This window comes from Alcanivorax sp. P2S70 (assembly GCF_000475295.1).
Lineage (GTDB): Bacteria > Pseudomonadota > Gammaproteobacteria > Pseudomonadales > Alcanivoracaceae > Alcanivorax > Alcanivorax profundi.
In genome coordinates, this window is the sequence record NZ_AXBZ01000076.1 from 180,177 (window position 1) to 194,178 (window position 14,002).

Here is a 14,002-nt window from a genome sequence, read left to right on the forward strand (position 1 = left end):
GGCGTGCCGGGTGCTGAAAACCGCGCTTATGACGGTTTTCGCCAGTGCCCTGAAACGTCGTGTCATGAGTGTCTCAATGGCCCTAACGTACACTGTATACCATTGATTCTGATAAAGCGGAGTACGGTATGGATCTGCGTGTGCCGGAGCAGGAGAAGGCATTTCGGGACGAGGTAAGGACTTTTCTGGAAGAAAGCCTGACCCCTGAAATTCGTGAGGCGGGCAAGATGGTGACCTCGGTGTTCGCGCCGGTGAAGGAAGCCATGGCCTGGCAAAAAATCCTCAATGACAAGGGTTGGGCGGCACCGCACTGGCCGAAGGAACATGGTGGTACCGGCTGGAGCGTGACCCAGCGTGCCATTTTTGCCGAAGAGCTGGTGCGTGCGGAAACCCCGCCGCTGGTGCCCATGGGTTTGCACATGTGCGGTCCTTGTCTGATCGGCTGCGGCACTGAAGAACAGCAGAAAGAATACCTGCCGAAGATCCTCAATGGTGAGCACTTCTGGTGTCAGGGTTATTCCGAGCCGGGTTCCGGTTCTGATCTGGCGTCCCTGAAGACCTTTGCTGAAAAAGACGGTGATGACTACATCATCAACGGCACCAAGATCTGGACCACTTACGCCCACTACGCCAACAAGATGTTTGCGCTGGTGCGTACCAATAAAGACGGCAAGCCCCAGCAGGGCATTACCTTCCTGTTGCTGGATATGGACCTGCCGGGTATCACCATCGAGCCCATCGTGGGTCTGGATGAAGTGACCGAGCAGTGCCAGGTGTTCTTCGATAACGTGCGAGTGCCCCAGGCGAATCGTGTCGGTGCCGAGAACGATGGCTGGACCGTGGCCAAGTACCTGCTCACCTTTGAGCGTGGAGGCCAGGAATACGCGCCGGGCCTGAACGTGCAGCTGGAAAAGATCCGTCTGATGGCGGAAAAGCAGCAGACCGTACATGGCCCGATGAGCCAGGATCCGCTGTGGCAACACAAGTTTGCTTCAGTCTCCGCTGACGTGCTGGCACTGGAATTCACCGAGATGCGCATCAAGTCCGCGTTGTCTTCCGGCAAGGATCCGGGGGCGCTGTCTTCCATGACCAAGATTCTCGGCACCGAGTTGCTGCAGAAAGTCACCGAGCTGCGCATTGAAACCCTGGGGGCCCAGGCCGCTATCTGGCAGCCCCAGGCACTGGTGCCGGGCAGTGAACAGCCGATCATTGGCCCTGAGTATGCGCTGACCGCCATGCCTCACTACCTGAACTCACGAGCCTGCTCCATCTACGGCGGCTCCAACGAAGTCCAGCGCGGCATTATTGCCAAAGCCGTGCTGGGTTTGTAAGCGTCCGCCAACAAGGAGAAGTCAGATGAATTTTCAGTTGAGTGAAGAACAGCAAATGCTGGCGGACAGCGCCAAGCGTTTTGTCCGTGACAACCACGACGTGGAAAAGCACCGCCAGAACAAGAAGTTGATGCCGCTGGATGAAGCCACCTGGGCACAGTTTGCCGAACTGGGCTGGCTGGCTGTACCGTTCGCTGAAGAGCACGGTGGTCTGGGCATGGGCCCGCTGGAAACCATGGTGCTGCTGCAGGAACTGGGCGAAGGCCTGATCATGGCGCCGTACATTGCCACCGTAGTATTGGGCGGCGGTTTCCTGCGTCACGGCTCTGACGCGCAGCAGGCAGAAACCATTCCTTCCCTGCTGGAAGGTGGTCTGCAGTTGGCGTTTGCGGCAGAGGAATACGAGCGCGTCTTTACCCTGGAAAACACCGCCATGAAAGGCGAGGTGCAGGGTGGCGATGTGGTGCTCAATGGCACCAAGGCGTGTGTCATCAATGGGGATCATGCGGATCAACTGATCGTGCTGGTTCGTACCGCGGGTCAGCCCGGTGACAAGGACGGCCTTAGCTTGTTCCTGATGGATGCCAACGCTGACGGTGTTGAACGTACGCCGCACCGCACTGTGGACGGTCGTCAGGGCGCGGAAATCCGTTTCAGCAACGTGAAGGTGGCAGAGGCTGCCCGTATCGGCGAGCTGAACCAGGGCTATGACATCGCCCGCACTGTGCTGCTGGAAGGGCTGCTGGCCTTGTCGGCTGAGTGCACCGGCAGCCTCACCGTGCTGCTGAACGACACGGTGGAATACAGCAAGACCCGCAAGCAGTTCGGCCTGCCCATCGGCAAGTTTCAGGCGCTGCAATTCCGTATGGCAGACATGTTCATTGCCATGGAGCAGACCAAATCGCTGCTGATGGCTGCCACCATGAAACTGGTGGAAGGTCACGATGATGCCGCCAAGGCTGTCCACGCCATGAAGGCCCAACTGGGTCGTGCCGGTCGCAAGATCGGTCAGGAAGCCATTCAGATTCATGGTGGCATGGGCATGACTGACGAGCTGAATGTGGGCCATTTCGTCAAACGCCTGAGTGCGGTGGATGGCCTGTTCGGTAACGCGGATGTGCACTTGATGGAAATTGCCCGCTCCGCGTAATCACGCGAGAGACGTGACGAAAGCGGCCTGCGGGCCGCTTTTTTATTGTCCGGGTTCTGCGCGCCGGCTGGCTGCAGGAGGTTCGATGGTGCCGTAATCGTGGGCTCCATCGCCAGCAGGTGGGCTCCCACAGTGGCTTCGTGCCGCGGGATAGTCGGAGGTTGTACAAGCCTCATACCGCCTTTAGGCAGACGCTTCTGGAGCCCAAAAGAAAACCCGCACAGCGGACGCTGCGCGGGTTTCTTGTGGTTTACAGGACAAGCGGGAATCAGAGTGTCTTCAGGTACTCGATAATGGCCAGGCGTTCCTGGTCTGTCAGTACACTAAAGAAGTCTTCGTGGGGTTGGGGGGGCATTGCACGCATACCTCCGATTTTGTGTCGAAATTTATTTGTTGTTATCTCCGGGCGAGTGCGGGCGGATGCGTCTGTACCCAGGTGTCCGGATTGCTGCGCTCAGGAATTCATGCGAGAAGCATCAAGAGGAATGTGAAATATTGATACAATTAAGTGCATCTGTCTCTTTTGTGGCGATGTGAAATTTCCAGTTTGTGACTTGCTAGTCATTATTTGTTGCGCTGGATCGTAATTCGGTTGTTGGAGTATATGAAATGCAAGGTATTGGCTATGTTTTGGCGGGGGCAGTGCGCAGGTAAAGCGCTTTCATGCGGTTGTCGGACGTTTGTCATTCCTTGACCGTTCACGTTTAGATAAGTATTTGCTACCGTTACGCTTTTGGCTTGCCACGATGACAAACGGGGTCTTCATGTCACGGATTACTGCCGCGTCCAACGCGCTTCTTCAAGGATTTGAGCTCCCCGAGGGTGACAAGACCTATGTCAAAATTCTGGATGCGGGTTTGGCGTTGTTTATTGAGTTCGGTTTGCGACGTACAACCATGGAGGATGTAGCGAATCGTGCAGGGATTGGACGAGCAACAGCCTACCGTCGTTTTGCGGACAAGGATCAGCTGATACAGGTGGTGATCCTGCGGGAGGCCAAGCGTGAGCTGGATAGCATCGAACATGACTTGAAAGCAATAGACGGCGGGTTGAACCGGCTACTGGAATCTTTTGTGCTGGCTGTGACACGTGCCCATGCTCATCCGCTGTGGCGCAGATTGCTGACCTCCGATTCAGAGATGATACTGCCATTCTTCACCCAGAAAATCTGGCAAATGATGGCCTTTTTCCGGATGTACCTTGCAGACATGCTCGAGCGGGTAAAGAAAGAAGAGAAGCTCAGTGATTTATCTACCGAGTTCATGGCAGAGCTGATGCTGCGTTTGATGCAGTCCATGCTGTTGTCGCCCGAAGGCGTAATGAACCCGAATGATGAAGCCGCCGTACGCAAAGTGGCGGAGGAATGCCTGCGGCCCTTAATGAAAGGGTAGGTTGCCCGATATGGTTTCTGTTAATACAGATTAAAGACCGGCTCGCTGCGCCGGTCTTTTCGTTTCAGAAAGTGAAACCAATACCAAGCGTGTAAGCGAGGGCATTGATGTCAGCATCGTATTCCACATCGCCCACTTCTGCGTACTGGAATTGCGGTAATCCGGGGGCTTTTATGACCAGATCCTCCACGGTGGCAGTGATGTCCTGAAAAGAGATGTACTTGGTGTCGAATGTCACCCACCAGTGGCGCGTCAGGTGAATATCCAGACCCGCCTGTAGTGCATAGCCAAACTTGTTTTCGACTTCAATGTCTGGCTCACCGAGTTCTGTAGCGATGGGGTTTGTGACTTTGGTGTCGTAAGTGAACAGATAACCAATGCCTCCGCCAAGATAGGGTTGTAACTTATGATCAAGGCGAAAGCGTTTAACCAGGGTAATCAAGGGGGGAGCGACTTTTGTTTCAGCTACCTCTTCCCCCAGTGGAGGCACCCCGGTTGGGATACCGTTCACCTCTTCTACCAAAGGCTCGTTGGCAAGTTTGCCATCGGCTTTAATCTCCAGTGTTGGAGGTGCCGAGGCAATTAATTCCATTGACCAGCCTTTGCCCCATGGTAGCTTGTAGCCCAAAATCACTCCGGGTAAAAGCAGTGGATCAGAGGTGGCTTCGCCCTCGAGGCGTTGCGGGCTTGGACCGAGAGCGGTTTCGCCAATTTCGGTGAGGTTTTTGGCCGTAATGGAATTGGTGGTGACATCCGGATCGAAATACATGGCCCCGAAGCGGAAGTAAAAGCGATCTTCCCCCGCAATATCCCGCACAAATTCGGAACCCGGATAGTCCACACGTACGTCATCGTATTCCGGAATCGTACGTTCTTGCGCCATCACAGGGGCGCAGAGCGCCAGGCCGGTGACAAGCACCGGCAGGCGCAGAACCTTTTTGATGTTCTGCATGTTGTTATCCTTATTGAGCGTTCTCAGGCAATTTTCGGGCTCGTGAGGGCAGGTTCATCACTTGCAGGCTGACTTTTTCTGCCGGGAGAAGCAGATCGGCAGATCCCGCGCTGGCGCCCAGAAGACCCGGTAGCAGTTCGATCCCGAGTGTGGCCGTAATGTTGTTCAGGTTGCTCACCTTCAGCGTAATACGACCGTCATCCTGGAAACTGATGGGACCATACAGGTAAGCGACAATGGGTAGACTCTTGGCGGTGTGAGTGGCGCCATATTGGTCGACGAAATCATTCAGTTGGGCGAAGGACAGGATGTCATTGCCCTCACCAAGAATGGCTTCTTGTAATGCGGCAACCAGATCCAGATCCGGCACATCAAGCCAAGCGGGCAGGCGTACAATAAAGTACGGTTTCTGATCTCCCTCCAGGTTGACGATATAGCCATTTAGCGGCAGCACGTCACTTTGTGCATCTGGCCGTTCTGGCCGTGTGCGCAAAACTACAGATCGGGTGTTGAGCTTCAGTGGAATGGAAATGATGAAGTCATCAAAGATGTTCAGGAAATCCAGGTCTCCCAGAAGGTTGCCAAAGTTCAATCCCGCATCTGCGTTGATCGTCAGCCCTGTTCCGAGAATGAGCTGATGGTTAACTTCTACGGGAATCATGGTGTCGCCGACCACATTGAGGCAGTGCTCCTCACCCAGATCATCTGGCTCGGGCATGCACCAACTGCCATCGGATTGCGGCTCCATGCCCAGGTCCGGCAGCCCAAGGTCAAGGGGTTGTTTGGGTTTGAATGCCATGGGAAGAGCGCCGGTGGCAAAGATCTTGTCTCGGCCCTCGGTCAGACTCGCGTCAGTAATCAGGCCGTGGGTATCCAACACATCTGCGGTAGCGAAGTTACTGCAGCTCTCTTCCACTGGTGAACCGTCAGAGTTCCATTGTGTGCAGGGCTGGGGTTCACCCTCATCCCAGCCTCCACTGCCGTTAAAATCAGAGTAGGGGCGGGTGTACACCGTCGCGTAGACCGTATCGAACGGAGCAACGGCTGTGAAATCAATCACGATGTTGCTCCCCCCTTCGCTATTATGAGTACTGGTCTTGCCGATACCTTCCATTGGGGTGGTATTCAGTGGCAGATGGCCGAGTGTGTTGTGGCTATACAATTTGGGTGAGCTGTCCCCATTCACCACGAGCCGGTATTCCTCGCCAGCAACAAAAGTATCTGCGTCGGGGAAAATCTGGAGTTTCAGGTTGCTGGTAACCAGTGCAGCCGAAATGCTTTGCCAGGACCCGTCGAGGTCCACCGCGAGGCAGATGGGACCATTTTCGCAGGCGCTGCCATCCTGGGAGATTGTGCCGAGTACCATGGTGTCGGTGTCCATGGGCTGGCTGAAAGAGGCTTCGATGACGCGGCCTATCTCATATTGAAAATCCAGGTACAGCTCGTCATCGCTTTTTCCGCCCTTGCAGCGGCCGGCATAGCCGGGAACGGAAGTGTTCACCAGCGCGCAGCCAATTCCGGGGTGTAGCCCGAGAATCATGGGGGGCACGTCTTCACCTGCATTGGCACTGATTGTGTAATCCGCAGTGGTAAACGTCAGCGTATTGGTTCCACCCAGCGCATCATCAGAAGCAGAGCCTTCGGACAGATAGCGTGGGTTGTGGGCATGAATGTCACTGATGCTGTCGGGCAGTGTTAGCTGGTATTCACTGGCGGGGTGAAGACGTGCCTGCGGCGAGACCGTTAGTGTGGTGCCACTGCGTTTGATCATGATTGCAACCGCTGTGCCGCCGTGACTCATATCCAGAAGCTGGATGTCATCGAGTCCCATGGGGCTTAGCGGTTCGTTGAAAGACAGTAATATATTGTCGTTGGTTTCCACCCCAACCTGTGGTTTGCCGGGTAAGTCCCTGTCACTCTTGGGGCATCGTAATTGTTGAAATCAATGGCGATGTCAGGGTCGCTTCTCGCCTGAAGGTTAAAGTCTGCCGCGACTTTTGTTGCTCCGCCCAGTACGTCCAGTTCAAGTGTGCGGAAAACTTCGAGGGTCAGCGCGCGGTTTTCGATTGTGGCCACACCGATGGCTCGAACGTGCATCAGATTCTGGTTTAGCGTGGCGTTGCCCTGCAGGTTTTCGGTTTGCAGGGCAAGATCGAAATCCATATAGACATACAGCGGAGCCCGCTCATCATCCGGCTGGAACCCGGCGGGACGATATATATTGGGCATGAGATAGCCCGTCACATTACTGAGGAAGGTGCCGGTTATCAGGCCGGTGCTGAGGTCCGTATGGACTTCGCCGCCCAGCTTTGCCGGGTCGATTCCTGTCAGTTGCAGTTGCTGGCCCTTGCGCGCCAGTACCGGAGTGACAACTCCCCCGAATGCCTGCGGATCTGCGAGGAAGGCTTCCAGACCGTTTGGAAGTGAATTGGCAACATTGATGCCCAAGGCCGTGCTTTCCAGTGTGAACTGGTTGGTTGGCCCGCCAGTAATCTTGGAACGACCCGGGTAGCCAGGAGTTTCCATGTCAGGAAAGGTTTGCAGGGTCTGGGCTACGGGCGGGTTCGCCGTTTCCGGGGATACCTTGGAGGCCCGAGGAATAAAAGTGTAGGTTGTCGGAGCAAGGGCTTCTCCGTTCAGATCGATAATCTCACCGCTAAGACGGATCTCGTAGCGCGTATCGGGGAGCATATCCTGCAGGGGCTGCAGGGTGATGTAGTGTCGCTCAGCGAGCATGTCCACATCCACCGCTTCTTCGCTGTTGTCTTCACTGATTTTGATGAACTGGACGGAGTCACCGAGTATGACTGAGTCGTCAAAAAGGGGTTCGCTGAAGGTCAACCGTACGGGCGAGATATCGACGATCGGGAATTGCGCTGCGACGTCAGTATCGTCAAGAAAAGCTTCCGGTTTATCCTGATTGAAGGCAATTACTGCAGGGGGTTGGCTCTTGATTGGATTTCCCTGCCGGGTGGTAAAGCTGAATACAGGTTTGCTGTTATCCAGGTTTTCAGCGCTGGGGGAGACTTCCCTGTGCAACCAGACTTGATAGGTAGTGCCCGGTTTAAGCGCCTTCATGCTGAATTCGATAGTGTGACCGTCATTGGCGATATTGGTGTGGCTTGCGGTCTCCACCGGCCCATCAGGGCCAGTAACGCAAAACCCGCCTACGGGCGCTTCTGCGGTGCCCGCGCAGTTGGCCATGACAGCGGTTTCACTGACCTTGCTGGAAAACACCATCAACGCTTTGCTCGCGGTAGGGACATCGACCATGCCCTCCACCGGATAGGTATAAATCAGCGCATTGCCGGGTTTGGGAGGAACAAACGGTTGGTTATCACCGCCGCAGCCGGTGATAGCAGCTGCAACTGCGGGCACCAACATACTGAGGCGTAACTGTGAGCGATTCGTCATTATTTTTCTCCAGCACTGTATTGGGTGTTGTTGGAAGAGGGCTGGTTGGGCTTTTGGGTAAGCCGTAGCGTTAAATCGACCCAAAAGGATTTCGAATTCAAAAAAACACACAGTGATACATAAATCAATATTTGTATCGTTGTATTAAACAAACATATGCTATTTATTTAGTTGGCTGTCCAGTCTGCCGGAAATCCTCAAGTCGACCAGTCGACAAATGAAACAAATTTGTTTCATTGTCTTGTTATGTCGATTAATGAGACGTATTTTATTTTTTGTCTCAATATTGATGGCTGGAGTAACTGATGACGCAACTCCCTGAGCAATCGCGCCGTGATGTGCTGAAACCGCTGGGGCCAGATTCCATGACCTGGAAGGATTTTGGGTCCTGGCGTTTTAATCTGATGCTGCCCCAGGCATTTGTTCTGCAGGTTGCGCATCCCATCGTCGATGCGGGGGTAGGGGAGCATTCGGTTTACAAGACAGACCCGTGGGGGCGAGCCAAGCGCTCCACGGCATTGCTTTGGCCGATTGTTTATGCACGTCCCCAGAAGGCGATTGAAATGGGCGTCAAACTGTACGACCTGCATCGCTCTATCAAGGGAGTGGACAAGCATGGGAATAAGTATTTTGCTCTGGACCCGGAAGCCTATAGCTGGGTACATATCACCGGATATGATGCGACCATCCGAATGCACGAAATGCTGGGAAAATCTCCCACCACCGAGCAGCGCACCATCATGTTCAAGGAATGGCGCCAGCTTGGGTTGTTGATGGGAATCAGGGACCAGGATTTGCCGGAAAACGAGAGCGAATATTGGGATTATTTCCACGGCATGATTCAGGACAAGCTGGAAATGGGAGAGGTGGCTTCAGATTTGTTAGCCCATAACCATTATCTCGAAATTCCGAAGCCTCCCATCAAGTGGCTACCCAGCATGGCCTGGATAATGATCCGTGCAGTGATGGGACGTTTTCTGCGTTTCAATCTGCGCGCCACTTTGCCGCATCAATTTCGGGAAAAATTCGATATCCCATGGAGTAAGGGAGACGAGCGTCGTTTTCGGATCTGGTGCGGTTTCTACCGGATAATGCATTCACTAACACCGAAGAAGATGCGTTTGATACCCATGGCCAGAAAAGCGTTTGACGATGCTAAAGCTCATCCGGACGTTTACCAGGCGGGTGTGTCTTCACGCTGAGTAGACTGTATCGGGTTCGGAGTGATGTTTAGGGACGAATAGCATTTTCGCTATTAGCGAAAGGCCAAATGACGGTGGGCACCTTAACGTTGCTCATTTTCCATAACAAAAAAACGTAGTTGAGAATCTCATGAACGTACTGAGCAGAAATGCGAGAGTCCTTCTTGCCGGGGTGATGCTGCTGGCGCTGCAGGGGTGCTCTTCCCTGAAAGAATCCGATTATGTGCCCAAGTCTCCTGAAACACTGAGTGAATGGATGGTTGAGGGAGCGCTGGAGTTGCGCGCCGATGGGATCAAAAGCAAGAGCCATTTTTACTTCAAGCAAATTGATGAGAACTACGAACTGGCCATTCTTGGTGACAATCCTGTGGGTAAACCCAAGGCAGTTATTCTTGGCAACATCTATGAGCCGGAAAATGAAAGCCTGGATGTCATTGGCGGGTATGAAGCTGAAAAGGTCGCTCAGCACCTGATGTCGGTGATGAAAGCAGGCTCGTTGTCCTATTGGATTCGTGGCTTGCCAGCTACGGCCGACGCCAAGATCACGCAGCAGGGTACTAATCTGGCGAAGAAAATTGAGGAAGAGGGTTGGAAGATTTATTTCCATGACTTCATGTCGGTTACCGGCAATTACAAATTACCCGCGGACATCAAGTTCAATGGCGAAAACAAGAACTTGCGTCTGGATATTGTGCGGGCGGAAACCGGGTACCTGACTAACCCGTGCGGGCAAAATCTGACAGATGAAGAGATCGCTGCGTCTGTAGAGCCGTCCGGCGGTGGCGATGTGGTTCGCACTCTGGTACCGCGTGACGGTAGTGCGCCATTGCCAAGGTGGATTGATGAAGCGGATTTCTGCAGGCAGCTTCGCAAGATTCATGATAATCAGTTGCCGGATTCGCGCGTGGGTTTGTATGGCCCGGATTCGATGATGTGGCGTCTGTCCGGTATGGCCTTGCCGGGCAGCTTTGGTGCTGGCCGAGCACTATTGCTCCAGGTAGCACACCCGTGGGTGACGGCAGGTATTGATGAGCATTCTGTGGTTCGTAACGATCCGCTGGGGCGCGCCCGTCGAACCTTTTACCATATTCTCAGCGTGACCTACGGCAGCATGCCTCAGGTCATGGCATCCGCTAATCAGGTCAGGGATATTCACGAGGAAATCGAAGGGAACTTACCTGAAGAGAGTGGTGCATTTGCACGTGGCTCGGAATACCGTGCCAACGAAGTCAACGCCATGATCTGGGTTCACGCTACTCTCTGGGAAACCATCGTTCATATGTATGAAGAGATGGAAGAGCCGCTGACCCAGCAGGAAAAAGACCGTTTCTATGAAGAGACCAAGCTGTTTGCCATGTTGTTCGGCATACCTGAAAGTGCCTTGCCGGCTGACTGGAACGAATTCATGGAATACAACCGTGCCATGTGGGCGAGTCCGCAACTCACGGTAACCCCTGCGGCGATGCGCCTCAAAAACGATCTTTTCAAAGCACAGTCGATCTGGATGGTTGTCCCGATGTGGGGACAAGAAATTATTACTTCAGCCGAACTACCACCGCGGATTCGTGATCAATATGAAATGAAGTATGGATGGTGGCAAAAAATGAATTACGGCTGGATGCGTGCCGGTGCCTGGACTCTTGGTGCATTGTTGCCGAAAAATATGGAGCGCCAGGCGGTCTATCACGAAGCGATGGCTCGCCTTGAGGGGGAGCGCTTGGGTGGAATTAACCAGTTCTTCATCGAGGCCTTTTTCGACAAGGAAAGGTTGGTTAATTGATGAGGGGTATACGGCGTTGGGCAACCATGTGCCGGCTGAGCATGTGGATTCTCATGCTCATCGCCTTTCCGGCCGGTGCGGCCTACGACGAAACCGAATACCTGAAACCCGAGGCCTTCTTGGCCAAGGTGTACGGCGAAAATGTGCCTTCAATTTCGCTGATGCCGCTGCGAGGGGATACTCGCAAGCGAGCTGAGGCGGCATTGGGGCATCGCTATAGCGGGCTGAGGCTGCGTTACTGGCTGCAAAATGGAACCAGCGCCTGGATCATCGATGAAAAGAGCAAGGATATGCCAATGACGATCGGTATTGGCATTAATCCTGAGGGTGAGATCGCGGTCATTGAGCTGCTGGTGTATCGGGAACCCCGGGGGGGTGAAATTCATCAGGCTGCTTTTCGCAAGCAGTACCTGGGACTAAGGCTGACCGGGAACAATGCGCTGTCGGGGCCGGTAGACGGCATTACCGGTGCAACCTTGTCGGTTGATGCATTGAATCGCGTGGCGGCCATGGCTTTGGTACTTCACCAATCTGTTCAGGGGGAAACGATCCCCTGAGGGGCTGCTTCGTTGTTGTTAGTCGTGTGCGTTTGACCTGTGTCTGCAACCTCCTCAAAAGGTACAAGGCCAGGTCATTTTTTACCTCCGCAGGCGCGGTAATGCCGCTTGGCCTCCAGTTGAAAATCGATACGTAACTGTCTACGAATGCTGCCTCGTTTGACTCTTTTCCCTATACAAAAATTCCTTTTTTGTCTTTTTAATCCGGTCGTGAGCCTGTGGTTATCTCTTTGAATAATCAGGCAATACAGGGCATGGCCGGGCTGTTGACAGTGTCAATGTACAGATGCCGTAAAAGCGATGTTCTACATGATCAAACATCAACACCGGATGGCAGTTCTGGCTAAAGACCTCTTGCTCAACAGCCTCTATCTTGGAGATCGAATTCTCCGGTTGAATGGCTGCCGGGGTCGCCGGGCGACGCCGCTGGGTGGTCGCAGGCAACCCTTGTACGCAAGCGGATGGAACCTCGATTGCCATGCGCTGGAAGTTTCCGGAAACGCTGAAGCCAATAATGTGAACAATACGCTTAAGGTGCTCAAATGAATCAGGAAAATCGTCCCTGGCTGTCCACCTATGAATCTCTTGGCAAGGACTGGTATACCCTGCCTGAGTTGCCGGAAAAAACCCTGTCGGATTATGTTCGTGGCTATGCATCACAATTCCCGGATCGCGAAGCGCTGGTATTTCTGGGGCAGGCAATCACCTACAAGCAGCTGGATGAACTGGCAGACCGCATGGCGGCCCTGTTTGCGGCACAAGGCGCGGGTGAAGGCGACGTGCTGGGCATGCAGTTGCCCAACACGCCGCAATATGTGATTGGTTTTATTGCTGCCGCCCGCCTTGGCATGGTGACCACCAGTATTTCGCCACTGATGACCCCGCCAGAAATTACTCACCAGGCCAATGATGCCAAGGTGAAGATTCTTATGACGCTGGTGCCGTTCTGGCAAACCTCAGTCCAGCCGGTGCTGGGGAAGGTACCTACCCTGTCGACGGTGATCGTCTCCGGGCCCATGGATATCATGACCGGGCAGGGTGAAGCGATTAACGCCACGGTGGAAGGCGTTCAGGGGATTTCCCTGCATGACCACCTGCCAGCCACGGCGGAGCCTGTCGACACCCGTGTAGACATGGATAAGGTGCTGTACCTGCAGTACACCGGGGGGACTACCGGCTTGCCCAAGGGGGCCAAGCTCACCTCACGCAATCTGTTCATGAATAACCTGCAGGCCAACGAGTTTTATGGCTACCGCACCGGTGAAGAAACCGTGGCGTCCGCCTTCCCGTTGTTCCACATCGGTGGTGCGGCGGTGGTATTTAACGCGCTGCGCACCGCTGCCACGTTTCTGCTGATCCCGGACCCGCGTGATATCGATCACTTCGTCAGCGAAATGAAAGCACGCACCCCAACCGTGCTGGCCGCGGTGCCCGCGCTTTATCAGATGCTGTGCGCCAATGAAACGTTCAAGAGCCTGGATTTCTCCGGTTTGCGGATGGCTATTTCCGGTGCGGCTCCGTTCGCCAAGGAGGAAGTCCAGAAGCTGGAAAGCGTGGTGGGTGCAGGCAAGTTCTGTGAAGTCTATGGCATGACCGAAACCAGCCCGGTGATCACCCTGAACCCGGCCTCGCACTTCAAGGAAGCCCATGTGGGTATTCCCCTGCCGGGCACCGATGTGCGTATCGTGGATGCTGAAGATGGCACCACCCTGATGCCGCTGGGCGAAGCTGGCGAAATTATCGCCTCCGGTCCGCAGGTCATGCAGGGGTATCTGGAAATGCCTGAAGCGACAAAGAAATCCTTGCGTGAGATGGACGGCAAGTTGTGGATGCACACCGGGGACGTGGGCGTCATGGACGAAGACGGTTTCGTTCGTGTCTGCGACCGCAGCAAGGACATGCTGATTGTGGGGGGCTACAAAGTGTTTTCCGTGGAAGTGGAAGGCAAGGTACAAAGCCTGCCCTGGGTTGCCATGTGTGCCGTTGTTGGCCGCGCTGATACTAAACGTCCAGGCAATGACGTTGTTCAGCTATACGTGGAGCGGACCCCGGATTGCCAACAGTCTGAAGAAGCGCTAAAGGTCGAGCTGGAAGGTTTCTGCCGGGAAAACATGTCGCCCTATAAAGTCCCCAAGGAAGTGTTCTTTATTGATGCGATTCCGCTGACCTCCGTTGGCAAGATTGACAAGAAATCCCTGAGACAGCCGGCATAACGCCGGCGCTAG

11 protein-coding genes are annotated in these 14,002 nt (G+C 54.3%); 8 read left to right on the forward strand and 3 right to left on the reverse strand.

The features are described 5' to 3' along the window. Positions 1-128 precede the first annotated feature (128 nt). The 3 genes from Q672_RS33645 (at position 129) to Q672_RS33655 (ending at position 3,872) form a co-directional block, all read left to right on the forward strand. On the forward strand, positions 129-1,331 hold the full coding sequence (locus Q672_RS33645) for an acyl-CoA dehydrogenase family protein (RefSeq protein WP_022986956.1): 1,203 nt from the start codon (positions 129-131) through the stop codon (positions 1,329-1,331). Between the two features lie 25 nt (positions 1,332-1,356). Continuing rightward, positions 1,357-2,481: an acyl-CoA dehydrogenase family protein gene (locus tag Q672_RS33650; protein ID WP_022986957.1), complete on the forward strand. Its 1,125-nt coding sequence runs from the start codon at positions 1,357-1,359 to the stop codon at positions 2,479-2,481. 764 nt (positions 2,482-3,245) lie between these two features. Continuing rightward, entirely contained in the window at positions 3,246-3,872 is a 627-nt protein-coding gene (locus tag Q672_RS33655; protein WP_022986958.1) for a TetR/AcrR family transcriptional regulator, read from the forward strand. 64 nt (positions 3,873-3,936) lie between these two features. Here the strand turns inward: Q672_RS33655 and Q672_RS33660 are convergent, their stop codons facing one another. Genes Q672_RS33660 through Q672_RS33670 form a run of 3 tightly spaced genes read right to left on the reverse strand, consistent with a single transcriptional unit; the run spans position 3,937 to position 8,238 of the window. Next, positions 3,937-4,824, reverse strand: coding sequence for an OmpW/AlkL family protein (locus Q672_RS33660; protein WP_022986959.1), 888 nt, complete (start codon positions 4,822-4,824; stop codon positions 3,937-3,939). Positions 4,825-4,834: 10 nt separating this feature from the next. Next, the gene (locus Q672_RS33665; protein ID WP_081703708.1) at positions 4,835-6,706 is read right to left on the reverse strand and encodes an Ig-like domain-containing protein; all 1,872 of its coding nucleotides are present in this window, start codon (positions 6,704-6,706) and stop codon (positions 4,835-4,837) included. Further along, positions 6,661-8,238, reverse strand: coding sequence for an Ig-like domain-containing protein (locus Q672_RS33670; protein ID WP_022986961.1), 1,578 nt, complete (start codon positions 8,236-8,238; stop codon positions 6,661-6,663). Before Q672_RS33670 ends, Q672_RS33665 begins: the two co-directional genes overlap by 46 nt. Before the next feature lie 305 nt (positions 8,239-8,543). Here Q672_RS33670 and Q672_RS33675 point away from each other — a divergent pair, with 305 nt between their 5' ends. The 5 genes from Q672_RS33675 to Q672_RS33690 all read left to right on the forward strand — a co-directional run bounded on the left by Q672_RS33675 (position 8,544) and on the right by Q672_RS33690 (position 13,990). Beyond that, entirely contained in the window at positions 8,544-9,440 is an 897-nt protein-coding gene (locus Q672_RS33675) for an oxygenase MpaB family protein (RefSeq protein ID WP_022986962.1), read from the forward strand. Between the two features lie 130 nt (positions 9,441-9,570). Beyond that, complete coding sequence (locus tag Q672_RS33680) at positions 9,571-11,220, forward strand: lipoprotein insertase outer membrane protein LolB (RefSeq protein ID WP_031227206.1); 1,650 nt, start codon at positions 9,571-9,573, stop codon at positions 11,218-11,220. Positions 11,221-11,273: 53 nt separating this feature from the next. Then, positions 11,274-11,777: an FMN-binding protein gene (locus Q672_RS33685; protein ID WP_160169807.1), complete on the forward strand. Its 504-nt coding sequence runs from the start codon at positions 11,274-11,276 to the stop codon at positions 11,775-11,777. 309 nt (positions 11,778-12,086) lie between these two features. Further along, complete coding sequence (locus Q672_RS34190) at positions 12,087-12,323, forward strand: hypothetical protein (RefSeq protein ID WP_147393912.1); 237 nt, start codon at positions 12,087-12,089, stop codon at positions 12,321-12,323. Next, entirely contained in the window at positions 12,320-13,990 is a 1,671-nt protein-coding gene (locus Q672_RS33690) for a class I adenylate-forming enzyme family protein (RefSeq protein WP_022986965.1), read from the forward strand. Before Q672_RS34190 ends, Q672_RS33690 begins: the two co-directional genes overlap by 4 nt. Positions 13,991-14,002: the final 12 nt, after the last annotated feature.

Excerpts from the sequence above, each read along its gene's own strand:
- Q672_RS33645 (WP_022986956.1), top strand. The coding sequence starts at position 129 with ATGGATCTGCGTGTGCCGGAGCAGGAGAAGGCATTTCGGGACGAGGTA.
- Q672_RS33650 (WP_022986957.1), top strand. The coding sequence starts at position 1,357 with ATGAATTTTCAGTTGAGTGAAGAACAGCAAATGCTGGCGGACAGCGCC.
- Q672_RS33655 (WP_022986958.1), top strand. The coding sequence starts at position 3,246 with ATGTCACGGATTACTGCCGCGTCCAACGCGCTTCTTCAAGGATTTGAG.
- Q672_RS33660 (WP_022986959.1), bottom strand. The coding sequence starts at position 4,824 with ATGCAGAACATCAAAAAGGTTCTGCGCCTGCCGGTGCTTGTCACCGGC.
- Q672_RS33670 (WP_022986961.1), bottom strand. The coding sequence starts at position 8,238 with ATGACGAATCGCTCACAGTTACGCCTCAGTATGTTGGTGCCCGCAGTT.
- Q672_RS33675 (WP_022986962.1), top strand. The coding sequence starts at position 8,544 with ATGACGCAACTCCCTGAGCAATCGCGCCGTGATGTGCTGAAACCGCTG.
- Q672_RS33680 (WP_031227206.1), top strand. The coding sequence starts at position 9,571 with ATGAACGTACTGAGCAGAAATGCGAGAGTCCTTCTTGCCGGGGTGATG.
- Q672_RS33685 (WP_160169807.1), top strand. The coding sequence starts at position 11,274 with ATGCTCATCGCCTTTCCGGCCGGTGCGGCCTACGACGAAACCGAATAC.
- Q672_RS34190 (WP_147393912.1), top strand. The coding sequence starts at position 12,087 with ATGATCAAACATCAACACCGGATGGCAGTTCTGGCTAAAGACCTCTTG.
- Q672_RS33690 (WP_022986965.1), top strand. The coding sequence starts at position 12,320 with ATGAATCAGGAAAATCGTCCCTGGCTGTCCACCTATGAATCTCTTGGC.